Origin of the sequence: Peribacillus sp. Aquil_B1 (assembly GCF_022603275.1) — a bacterium.
Classification (GTDB): domain Bacteria; phylum Bacillota; class Bacilli; order Bacillales; family DSM-1321; genus Peribacillus.
Map to the genome: position 1 here is coordinate 2,228,767 of NZ_JAKXEE010000001.1, position 11,942 is coordinate 2,240,708.

Here is an 11,942-nt window from a genome sequence, read left to right on the forward strand (position 1 = left end):
TTTCATCCTTCCTCAATCAGCAAACCCGTATGAGTCCGCAAAGAATTCCAACCCGCAATGTCTTGTTTCCCGAGAAACACCACTTTCTTTTAAGCCAGGGAAATCCAGAGCCAAGTCGCTGAAAACGGTATGATTATTATGGAAAACCGCACCAGCTTCAAGGCGATCTGCCATTTCGACAGCGATATCTTCATTCTCGGTCCAAACAGATGCACGCAGTGCAAACTCACTATCATTCGCTAATTTTACAGCTTCATCAATATCATTGAAAGGTAAAATTGGAATGAGGGGTCCAAATTGTTCTACCCGTACCAATTCGCTTTGCTGATCGACACCAGTAATAATGGAAGGAAGCATATAAAAACCTTTATCCCAAGTCTCAGGATTCAACTGAATGCCAGTCGTGATTATATTTCCTCCTGATTTAGCGGTACGTTCGATCAAGCCCTTCACAAAGTCATATTGTGCTTTATTATTCAATGGGCCCATAGTCACGTCAGGCTGAATGCCATCACCAATTACCATCCGGCTAAACTCCTTGGTCAGCTTTTCCACAACCTCTTCATAACGTGATTTATGGACGTACACTCTTTTTACTGCAGAACAGACCTGACCCGCTGCTCGTAAAATCCCCATCCTCAAACGCTTGATAGCGGCTTCATCCATAATGGCATCTTCCAAAATGATGGCAGGATCATTACCGCCAAGTTCCATATATACTTTTTGCAGATTTCCAGCTGATTTTTGCATGATATCTTTTCCGGTTTCCGTACTTCCGACAAACGCCAATGTCCGTACGCGTGAATCGGAACATAGTTTGTCGCCAATTGCTTTTCCTGATCCTGAGACTATATTGATGACTCCTGGAGGAAAATGTTCAGCAACAACTTTTAAACAGGTCATTATCGTTAAAGGACAATTCGTTGCAGGTTTTACGACAACGGCATTGCCTGCCAGAACAGCAGGTATAACCCGTTTAAATGTTAATATCATCGGAGAATTCCACGGTGTGATAATGGCCGTGACACCTCTTGCCCTTCTTCGGATCTGGACTTTTTGATTTCCAGGGAGCACTTCAGGCTTCCACCAATGGAGTAACTCTGCTGCACAGCCCTTCATGACTTCAACAAAGCGCAGTAAATCCTTTTTAGCTTCTACAAGTGTTTTCCCATTTTCACGTACAAACACTGTAACATTTTCCTCGATTACTTTTGAAAGTTCATCTGCAGCAGTATTCATCCGCTTAGCCCGTTCCCCGATATCAGAGCGGGACCATGTTTCAAAAGCATTTTCTGCCGCTTCAATCACGTCATTCACGTTTTCTTCAGAGCATTTTGCCACCTGGCCAACTACTTCTGATGTATTTGCCGGATTTACTACATCGACTTTTTCCGATATTTCTAACCATTCTCCATTAACTAGATATTTCCCTGAAACAAATGGGTATGTCGAAATCATTCTCAATCCTCCTTATAGTTTTTTGGGCTTGAATGCTTCCGCAGCTCCGGGCGGTCCGCCAAATGGCTTGGCCATTGGCCCTACAGCTTCCATATCAACAACGATCATTGAAGGTTTACGTCTTTCCTTTGCCTTTTTCAGTTCGGATATGAATTCATCTCCAGAACCAATACGGACAGCATCAAAATGCATGGACTCAGCCAATTTCACAAAATCAGGACTCAATAAATCCACGGCTACCTGCCGACCGTATGCGGCTGTTTGAATGTTTCGAAGAACCCCATAGCCTGAGTCATCGAACAATACGATGATAATTGGTAAGTTTTCTTCGGCTGCCGTGACCATTTCCCCGACATTCACCATAAACCCACCGTCCCCAGCCATTAAAACGACGGTCTTATCTGGACAACCCATTTGGGCACCGATTGCTGTTGGAAGACCTTGACCAATTCCGCCGCCTGATGCATGAATGGATGTTCTCGGTTCATAGATTTCAAATAAACGGCTGCCCCAAACGTTTGCCTGTACGGTTACATCACGAACCAGAATGGTATCGTCTGGTAATATCTCCCTCATGCCATCCACAAATTGCTCGTAAGGTCCAAGCGTTTCCCTGAGTTGGGTGCGCACTTCATTTCTAAGTGAAAGAACATCTTCTAAATAAGAAGGTTCCGCATGAACTGAATGGTCTTCGAGCTTTTGAATGATGGCAGCCAGCATATCTTTCGCATCGCCAACCAAGCCTAACGAAGCTTTATAGTTCCGGTTAATGGCTTGCCAATCCGCATCGATCGCTATATGTTCTTGTGGCACCGGCACTTTCCAGTTGGATGTTTCATTCCCCCTAAACCTTACACCTACGCTAATCAATAAATCTGCATTTCTTAAAAACTCTTTTGTTGTTTCATATGCTGCAAAATGTCCGATGCATTGTTCATGGTTTTCTGGAATAGCCCCTTTTCCTGACTGACTTGTTATAACCGCAGCACCAAGGAGTTCCGCTAATTTTTGCAGCTCTTGCGAAGCATTGGCACTGATGACTCCACCACCAGCCCATATTACAGGACGGCGTGCGCCTACCATTTTTTGCACGGCTTGTTCAGGAATGAATGGCAATGAATTTGTTTCAGATGTTGAAGACCGCAACCCTTCGAGTGAAAGATCTTCTATGATCGCCGATTGAAAGTCAATCGGGATTTCCAATGTAACCGGACCGGTTGGTGCAGTTAATGCTTCTTGGATCGCCTTCCTTACCACTGCTGCTGATTGGTCAGGGTTTCTAAGCCTCACCGCATTTTTACAAGCTCCGCTCATCATTGATAGCTGGTCTTTACACTCATGTATGTATCCTTTACCTGTACCAAGATAAGAAGAAGCCACCTCACCGGTAAGATGAAGAAGGGGGACACCAGCTGCCCATGCTTCCACCAGAGAACCAGCAGCATTTCCTGCCCCTGTTCCGGTACTTGTAATCACTACACCCAGTTTCCCAGTGGCGCGGGCATATCCATCAGCCATATTCACGGCACCGCTCTCACCGCGTGAACAAATGAGTTTGATGCTCCCTTCTCTAAGAATTGCATCATAGATTGGCATATTGTGAATACTGACAATCCCGAAAGCAGCTTCCACTCCTGCTTGTACAAGCTCCTTTACGATGGAATCGGCGGTCGTAAACTCTATTTCTTCTTGTATTTTCATCGCGTTATCCTACCTTTTTTAGTAATATATTTAAAGTGCCTTTCCGATCGCTCCTGCCGTCTCAATCGTCGAACCCGCTACATAACTTGCTTTGTCTGAAGCAAGAAAAACGATGACACTGGCCACTTCTTCCGCTTCACCTACACGTCCAAGAGGGATATTACGTTTCTTCGCAAGGTCTCCGTAATACTCTTCAGGGTCCATATCAGGTGCATTTTTCAATCTTCTTCGCTCCCATTGATCGGTCCGGATCAATCCAAGACTCACTGAATTAACCAATATATTGTCAAAAGCCAATTCCTGGGACAAGGTTTTGCTTAAATTAAGGAGACCAGCCCTTGCTGCTGCAGTCGCTACCATATGACGTTCAGGTTCTTTAGCAAGCGTTGCATTAATATTAATGATCCGCCCTCCTCCCCTTTTCACTAAATGAGGATGCGAAGCACGAACGGCATATATGATGGCAAAGAACTTTAACTGAATCTGTTCTTCCCACTGCTCATCCGTTATGTCAAAAAAGTGACCCATCACGCTTTGACCGGCTGCATTCACCAATATATCGATTCCGCCAAACCTCTCAGCGGTACCATTAATGAAAGAATCCACATCCGATTTCGAGGTGACATCACATGTTGATGCAAAAATATCTGCCTTTTCACCAAATGAGAGCAATTGACTTTGTGCACTTTCCATACGCTCAGCGCTTCTGCCGCAAATAGCCACTTTCGCTCCTTCTGCTAAAAACATTTCTGCTGTTTTTAATCCCACTCCCGACGTGCCGCCCATAATGACAGCCACTTTTCCTTGCAATCCTAAATCCACTCTCTTCACTCCTTTTCAAAGCCATTTTCCTCAAACGCTGTAACTACGTGCAAGAATCATGGGAGGAAATCAAAAATCCTCCTCATTTTTCCGCCATGACAGAACCATCTATATGAGAATCAACCCAGCCTGGATCGGGATCTCCTCCCATTGCTTTGCGGGCTTCAGGTTTCGGCGGCCCTGCAATCCCCCACTGATCCATTAAATGCGGAACCCGTTTCCATACACGTGCTCTCCACTCAGATTCATCTTCGATCGTTTCCAGATAGCATGTATACTCCATAACAAAACCGCCTGGGTCTTGAAAATAACAGAAGATATTGTCTCCCGGCCCATGACGTCCAGGTCCCCAAAGTTCTGACAAGCCCGCTTTTCGCACATTGCTTATTCCTCGCATCAATTCATCCACGGAATCGACCTCGTATGCAATATGATTGACTGACGCATGCTCATCTTGATTGAAGGCAATGGAGTGATGCTTTCTGTTGCACCGGAGGAATGACATTTGGTGCTCACTCCAATCAGTAACTTTAAAACCAAGTACATCCGTATAAAACTCAACGATCATATCTAAGTTCTTCGTGTTCATCACAACATGGTTCAATTTCACTGGGTCAACATTTTTCTTGCTCCAAATAGACGTTTGCACTTCAACCCAAGCCGAAAGCTCAATCACGCGGTTTTCCGGATCAATAAACCGCAGGCCATAACCGGCCCCTGCTTCATCCAAATATCCAGGTGGTTCAATAATTCGAACGCCCTTCGATTGTAATATCCCTGCTGCACGATCCACCGCATTTTTATCGACCATGCCAAAAGCTATATGATGCAAACCACGTTTTTCTCCCTTGTGAAGGCTCAAAATATGATGTTCCGGTCCAGCCCCGCGGAAATAAACCGTATTCTCCTCTTCCGGAACATCCACTCTATCCAGTCCCCAAACCTTTTCATAAAACTCTGCTTGATCGTCGAAATTCGGAGTTATCATGCTTATATGCCGTAAATGAGTAATCCCAAGCATTTTTTATACCTCCCATAATTTAATTGGACTTTAGATAAATTGCATTGGCCATATTTAACAATCTAATCGAAAAGGGCGCCTCATTAATTTTCATAATGCAGGTGCCCTTCTCAGCTAAATGATCACTCTTTAATGATGGCTTCTCTTTCTTTAGCGCGTTGTTTACGCAGTTCTTCGAGGTCACTGCCTTCAGGATAAGTCGGCAAGTTAGGTTTCACTGCCCCTAGCATCACGAGCATGCGCGCCTCTACATCCCCGTCATTCCTGATTCCCCGATAAACCCCTGGTGGGCTGCTGATGCAGTCTCTCGCACTTAATTTAATTTCATGCACTTCACTGTAGCTGTCCTCTTGAATTAATGCGGTGACTTCACCTTCAAGAATGAAAAACACTTCTTCAACATCGTCGTGCAGGTGCAAAGGACCGATACATCCCGGAGGAAGCACCATTGTACTTAAAGTGAAATGTACACCTGCAATTACATTCGTATCATTATTAGCAGTCGCACCACGTCCGATATATCTCATCTGTGCGCGTTTATAAGCGGGATCAATTTCTTCTTGGAACTTCAAGACATCCCAATCAAGCGAACGGTCTTGCAATCGGGCAACATATTTTTTTTCAAAATCCTTCACTGAAAAAGCTTCTTTAGTCATTTTAAAATTCCTCCCTTATTTGTTGTTTCCAAACCGCATTATGTTTCATAAGCAAAACACTGTTTTGTCTATGAATTAAGTCTAAAATGAAACCGCTTCATTGTCAAATAGTTTTTAGAATATTTAAAACTATTTTTATAATCCGAATGCTCACCAATACAGGATAAACTTGTAATGCTTTGCTTTTATTAACACAAAAAGTGTGGATTCCCTATTGGGGATCCACACTTTCGAAAGCGGTTATTCATTTATTAATAGATTTTAAATCGTTCAGACATCTTCATGTTGATAAGGCTTAACCCCGCTATATCCCATATAAACGGATAACTGTCGAGAAACTTCCAACAGTTTCGGCAAGGCAATTTTATCGATGAAATCCTCCTGGTAAGCAGACTCTGTTGCCACGACATTCAAGGCAGCCAATACTTTCCCTGTCCTGTCAAAAATCGGGGCGGCAACCGACCGGATGCCAGGGTGGAATTCACCGCTTGTCATCGAATAACCATTTTGCCGAATCGATTCCAGCTGTTTTTGAAATTCACCAGGCGCAGTGAGTGTTTTGTCTGTATAAGGAGTTAGGTTTGAGATTTTGAACATTTGCATTAGCATTTCTTTCGGTTGATATGCCAAAAGTAATTTTCCATTGGCCAAAGCATGTGCCGGCAGCCGCAAACCTATGTTTACATTGACAGCGGATACACCTCTGATCGGGGCACTTCCAACATAAACAACTTCCTGTCCATCCAAAATGGAAAGATGGCAGGAGGCTCCGATTTCATCACGCAAGGTCTCCATATAAGGTTGGACTATTTCCTGGAATTTCAAGCTATTCAAATAGCTGAATCCCAATTCAAGGACCTTTGGCGTTAAACTATAACGTTTGGTATGTTCGTCCTGAGACAAGTAACCAATATTTTGTAATGTGAATAATAAACGATATGGTACTGTTCTGCTTACTCCCAGTTGTTTTGCTATTTCTGAAAGAGACAAGCTCGGCTGTACTTCATTAAAGAGCTTAATGATTTCCAAACCTCTAACCAATGAATTAGCACTATATTTCTCTTTCTCTTTTTCTTCGCTTGCCATTCGAGTATTCCCCCCGTTGTGAATAAATCTCATTTTCTCCTGACTATAACCATTCAGTAAAGCTTTCTTCATAACTAGAAAGAAGAACTTGCAGTATATGTACATTTTTTTCTGATAGTTCATTTGGTGAATGTTTTTGATGCAGCCTTCAATGGTTGGCTGTTTTCTTTTGCTTCCTTAACTAGACAGGAACTTTGGCGCCAGTAGCTGCGCACTTCCCTCTGCTTAACAAGTTCATCCGATCATATTTCGATGGATTGTAATCAATTCAAACGTTCCGATTACTTTCTTTCATGCTAACAACAGCTGGTCCGCGAGTCACATCAGATACAATCAACTCTTTCACCGCTTCCGGATAACGGCTAGTAAAGGCCGAGAGCGATAACCAAGCTGGTGTCTTCAAGTGATATTCCTTATCCCTATTCCTGATAACGAATCGGGCAGTACTGCAAATTGGCAACCATTTCTACCTCGCAATCCTTTACCCTTCATGTTTAAGTAGAATAGTGTATATGTGTCAATTAAAGCATATTTACATATATAAAACTATTTGGAAGGCCTAGCGTAATTGACTTATCGACAGAAAAGCTCGTTGTTATATAACCAAATATAACCAAATATACAAGTAAAAACAAATGAAGAATTTTAATACACCGATATTCTTTGCCAAATCAAGAAATTTTCCATTATTAAGTATTTCATATACAAAACAATATAAATGAATTATAGATTTTCCTGATTTTAAATTCAATATCAACATGTCAGAATTTTTAATAATTTGATAATAATTTGTTTTTTTGACACAAAGAATCCAATATAAGTCCTTGCTTGATAGAGATCCATCTACTCAAAAAAGATGAAACAGAGTTCGACTTTTAACTGAAAGCGCTTATAAGATTGTTTATTCCAAAAATATAAAATTGTCAAAATATTAAATTGACAATCAAATTATTTTAATTTATCGTTAAGAAAGTAAAACTTTGTTTTCCTTACAAAACACTTCTGTTCCTTTTTATCTATCAAAATTATAAAGAAAGGCGGGAAAAATCAAAACTAGTACCTTTCTAAAGGGATAACCGTAAAACACTTATTCTCACATGTAAGTGTTTTAAGGAATGTTAAAAAGCGATAAGGAGATGGTATTATGTTAAATGGGCAAAAAAGATGGTTGTATATTGCCGTTCCAATTTTTTTCTTTTGGTTTTTCGGGCAAATTGATAAGGTTGGCATTTCCATCATTCAAACAGATCCAGAATTCCTGCATGCACTCGGTATGACAGGTGATGACAAAAATGCAAAGATCGGTCTTCTATCATTTGTATTCACCATTGCTTATGGAGTTTCAAATCTTTTTTGGGGCTTCATCATTGATAAATTAGGTGCCCGTAAAACAGCCATCGCCGGTTTATTCGTTTGGACACTCACGATGATTATGTCAGGCCTGGCAAATTCATATGAAATATTTTTAATTAGCAGGATCATTCTTGGTTTTGGTGAAGGGATGATGATTCCGGTTTCCGGAAAGCTCATTTCTAACTGGTTTAATAAACGCGAATTGGGGAGGGCCCAGGCATCTTGGCTTACCGGAAACTATTTAGGACCGGCAATGGGAGCCGTTGTTTTGGTGCTCGTGATATCTTTACTCCACTGGCAAGCAGCTTTCTTTATGCTCGCAGCTTTCAACTTATTTATAAATATCCCGATGTTCATCTTTATGACGAGGAATAGGCCAGAAGAGCACTCCCGTATAAGTAAGGAAGAATTGGCTTTCATTCGCCAAACGGATGATGAAATGAAAGAAACCACATCCTCCGAGAACAAGAAGAGTTTCGCCCAAGATTATCGTTTCTGGATTGTTTGGTTCGGCATGCTCGTATGCTCCTTTTTATTCTTCGGAATCAGCATTTGGCTTCCTACCTACCTCATTGAGGCAAAAGGATTCGAAAAGGAAGGAATGTCGAGCATTACTTCACTTTCCTGGCTATTCGCTTTAGGATTTGTCTTGGCATGCGGTTTTCTTGCTGACAAAACCAGACGTCCAAGTTTGATGGCCACGATTCTATTTTCATTGACGGCTGTCTTTTTGACTGTAGCTGTCTTCATCCCCAACCCTATTTTGGCAGGACTATGTATGGGACTGGCAATGGGATGTCAAGGCGGGGTGTTCCATCTAAGTAATATGCTCATGGTAAAATACTCAACACCTGAAACTGCAGGACGAGCCGCTGGTCTAATTGGGTTCACGAATATCATGGGCGGCTTTTCGAGCTATATCATGGGATGGCTTCGTGACTTGTCTGGCGGGGACTTCAGTTCATCGATCGCGATGCTGATTTTTACAGCCTTCCTAGGTTTGGCAGCTTATTTATTCTCCATTAAGAGAGAATCAGCAGAACTGCGCTTATCACCTTTACCTGTACAAAAGATACAAGCATGAAGTTCTTGAAAGGTCATTTTTATCACCTAAATCAACAAAAAAACCCTTGAATTATCAAGGGATTTTTTTGTGCCGACCTTAAAATCAAGTCAATATCGTTCTTTTTGCATTTCCCGATAAAATTTTCAACGCTTACTCCGAATCACTCCTTTATTTGTATAAATATGTCGATAGTTAAAATATTCAAAAAATGATATTTTTTTGATTACCCATGTTATATTGTTAATGGAAAAAAATACTTGTCAAGTAAGGTGAGTGTGTGAATATAGAAGTTTTAATTCTCCATTATATTCAGGAAAAACGTCAAAAGCCTAACCATGCCAATGAATTATTGGATTATATTCAGAATGAATATGTAAACGGGAAGCTGTCAATCTTGCAATATAGAAGTCTCTGTCAGGACTTATATCTTCGAGGGGCCAAGCAAACGTCTCCTGGGTGAAACTACACCCTTGTCACTGGTCATACTATTTCCAATTGTGAATGATTTTAGTTTCTGTTTTTTCCGCAACGACCTATCCATAAATGTAAAGTCGGTCATTTCCTCTCTCCTCAATATGTTCATAACTAATAAAAGCCTCCGTGATCTGCCAACTTAAGACAGTTCACGGAGGTAAATGTTACTTAATCAGACATTGCAGAAATTTTCTTTAATTAAATGAATATATCGAAAATTAAAACCAAACCGAATGCTACGAAGGAAAGTAATGTTTCCATCACTGTCCATGTTTTGAAAGTTTCTTTAACGGTTAGTCCCATGTATTCTTTTACTAACCAGAAACCGGCGTCATTAACATGGGAAAACATAAGTGACCCTGCTCCCGTGGCAATAACGAGCAATTCTAGATTAACACCCGTCATATTGGCAACGACCGGGGAAACGATCCCTGCTGCCGTAGTCAAAGCGACGGTTGCAGAACCTGTGGCAATCCGAATCAATCCGGCCACAAGGAATGCAAGAACGATCGGGGATAAAGAAATTTCCTCAGACATGGAAGCGATTGCAGTCCCTACGCCACTATCAATTAAAATTTGCTTGAACCCTCCGCCAGCACCGATAATAAGAATTATGGAAGCTAATGGCAATAAGCATTCTTCCGTCAGCTGTTTAATTAGTGATTTGTCCATTCCCTGTCTGTAGCCCAAGAAATAGTAAGCTGCAAAACAGGAGATTAATAGGGCGATCACTGGACTTCCGATAAACAATAAGAATTTTTCAATGGAACCCGGAATCGGCATATAAGGCGCCACTACAGTTAAAACCATCAACAAAACTGGCAAAAGGATAATGAAGAACGAAACTCCAGTGCCTGGTAATCCACTTGATTTTGTTTCCACCCGGATCAATTCCGGTTCTCCGACAGGAATAACCCGTTTATGAATCCATTTTGAGAATAGAGGTCCCGCAATTATAGCAGTCGGGAAAGCGATGATCAATGAGTACAGAAGTACCTGCCCCATGTTAGCATTATAGATTCCAATAGCTGTCATGGCTCCCGGATGCGGAGGTACCAGCCCATGTACGATCGATAAACCAGCAAGTACTGGAATACCAATTAACAAGATGTTCACTTTGGTAGATTTCCGAATGGAAATGACCAAAGGAAGCAATATTACTAAACCAACCTCGAAAAATACCGGAATGCCGATGATGAAACCAGATAAAAGCATGGCCCATGGCAGTTTTTTCACGCCGAATTTATTAATGAAAAAGTCAGCAACCTGCATACCGGCTCCAGAGTCGGACATCATCTTTCCTAAGATGGTCCCTAAAGCCAATATTCCTATAAGGTGACCAAGGACCGCTCCGACACCCGTTTCATATGCTCCTACAATCTTGTCCATCGGCAATCCAGAAAAAACCGCTAAAAATAAACTGGCTACAGTCAAGCTAATGAAAGCATGCCATTTCCACCATGATACCCCCAAAATAACAATTACGATAGCTATCAGCGTGATTCCTAATAAATATAGATCCATATGTTCTCCCCACCCTATTGAAATCGCTTACAATCAATCCGATACAATAATCGAATTATTGTACCGGCTCATTATATGTCACAATGTAGTTCTGTTTAGCCGTGTTGTAATATCCTTCACTGTATTCCATAACATTTCCGTCCCCATCACTGGAAATCCGAATCCTTTTTAGTACAGGACTATTGTTTTCGATTTTCAGTGTTTCGCAAATGTGATCCGGAGCGATAGCAACGGCAAACTCATCTCTGAATGCTTCAAGTTTGACGTTTTGATCTTCCAAAAAGCGGTACAAAGAATTGATCTGGACCTCTTTCATTTCTTCATCGTTCATATCGAGTGAAATATAATGTGTAAAGTAAATATAAGGTTCATTGTCCAATAAATATATCCGTTCGATACTTATGCAATGATCACCAAATAAAGAGTGCAGCTTTGAGTCTGAAGAAAGGTCAACATGACTTATGTTTAACACCTTTTTTAAAATGGAGTGCCCTTCCTCCACCAACAGCTCTGTGAAACGCTTTCCTTTGGAAAGTTTGACAATCGCACCATTAGCTATGACCCTAGTGCCTTTGCCGCTTTTCTTTTCAACATAGCCCTCTTGCACGAGTTCTTTGATTGCATTACGGACAGTGACCTTACTTACGTTAAATTCTTCTTCCAAAAGAGGCTCAGAGGGAATGTTTGTGTCAATGGCATAAACCCCATGTAAAATACGATCCTTTAATATTTCTTTTATCTGTAAATACATCGGTCCATTTTTTCTGTTCACATTCATTCC

The 11,942-nt window shown here is 41.5% G+C and carries 11 protein-coding genes; 2 read left to right on the top strand and 9 right to left on the bottom strand.

Translation table 11 applies throughout. The features are described from left to right. Nucleotides 1–12: 12 nt before the first annotated feature. From MPH60_RS10935 to MPH60_RS10965, 7 genes are all read right to left on the bottom strand, one after another. On the bottom strand, nt 13–1,458 hold the full coding sequence (locus MPH60_RS10935) for an aldehyde dehydrogenase family protein (RefSeq protein WP_241615826.1): 1,446 nt from the start codon (nt 1,456–1,458) through the stop codon (nt 13–15). A gap of 12 nt (nt 1,459–1,470) precedes the next feature. Continuing rightward, nucleotides 1,471–3,159, bottom strand: coding sequence for a thiamine pyrophosphate-binding protein (locus MPH60_RS10940; RefSeq protein WP_241588724.1), 1,689 nt, complete (start codon nt 3,157–3,159; stop codon nt 1,471–1,473). A 30-nt stretch (nt 3,160–3,189) separates the two neighbouring features. Further along, nucleotides 3,190–3,981, bottom strand: a complete 792-nt coding sequence (locus tag MPH60_RS10945) for an SDR family oxidoreductase (RefSeq protein WP_101221933.1) — start codon at nt 3,979–3,981, stop codon at nt 3,190–3,192. Nucleotides 3,982–4,063: 82 nt separating this feature from the next. Next, nucleotides 4,064–5,002 carry a VOC family protein gene (locus MPH60_RS10950; protein WP_137020735.1) on the bottom strand — a complete coding sequence of 313 codons (939 nt, stop codon included), beginning with the start codon at nt 5,000–5,002 and terminating at the stop codon, nt 4,064–4,066. Nucleotides 5,003–5,124: 122 nt separating this feature from the next. Then, a complete protein-coding gene (locus MPH60_RS10955; RefSeq protein ID WP_241588725.1) occupies nt 5,125–5,658 on the bottom strand; it encodes a cupin domain-containing protein in 534 nt (177 codons plus the stop codon). Nucleotides 5,659–5,928: 270 nt separating this feature from the next. After that, nucleotides 5,929–6,744, bottom strand: a complete 816-nt coding sequence (locus tag MPH60_RS10960; RefSeq protein WP_137020733.1) for an IclR family transcriptional regulator — start codon at nt 6,742–6,744, stop codon at nt 5,929–5,931. 268 nt (nt 6,745–7,012) lie between these two features. Then, nucleotides 7,013–7,204, bottom strand: coding sequence for a hypothetical protein (locus MPH60_RS10965; protein WP_241588726.1), 192 nt, complete (start codon nt 7,202–7,204; stop codon nt 7,013–7,015). Between the two features lie 684 nt (nt 7,205–7,888). Between MPH60_RS10965 and MPH60_RS10970 the strand changes: the two genes are divergently transcribed. Next, nucleotides 7,889–9,181 carry an MFS transporter gene (locus tag MPH60_RS10970; protein ID WP_241588727.1) on the top strand — a complete coding sequence of 431 codons (1,293 nt, stop codon included), beginning with the start codon at nt 7,889–7,891 and terminating at the stop codon, nt 9,179–9,181. Nucleotides 9,182–9,440: 259 nt separating this feature from the next. Next, nucleotides 9,441–9,623: a YppF family protein gene (gene yppF / locus MPH60_RS27895; protein WP_214746539.1), complete on the top strand. Its 183-nt coding sequence runs from the start codon at nt 9,441–9,443 to the stop codon at nt 9,621–9,623. 212 nt (nt 9,624–9,835) lie between these two features. Here yppF and MPH60_RS10980 read toward each other — a convergent pair whose 3' ends face one another. Together MPH60_RS10980 and MPH60_RS10985 are read right to left on the bottom strand one after the other, a co-directional pair. After that, complete coding sequence (locus MPH60_RS10980) at nt 9,836–11,161, bottom strand: GntT/GntP/DsdX family permease (RefSeq protein ID WP_241588728.1); 1,326 nt, start codon at nt 11,159–11,161, stop codon at nt 9,836–9,838. Between the two features lie 55 nt (nt 11,162–11,216). Continuing rightward, on the bottom strand, nt 11,217–11,939 hold the full coding sequence (locus MPH60_RS10985; RefSeq protein WP_241588729.1) for a GntR family transcriptional regulator: 723 nt from the start codon (nt 11,937–11,939) through the stop codon (nt 11,217–11,219). Nucleotides 11,940–11,942 lie beyond the last annotated feature (3 nt).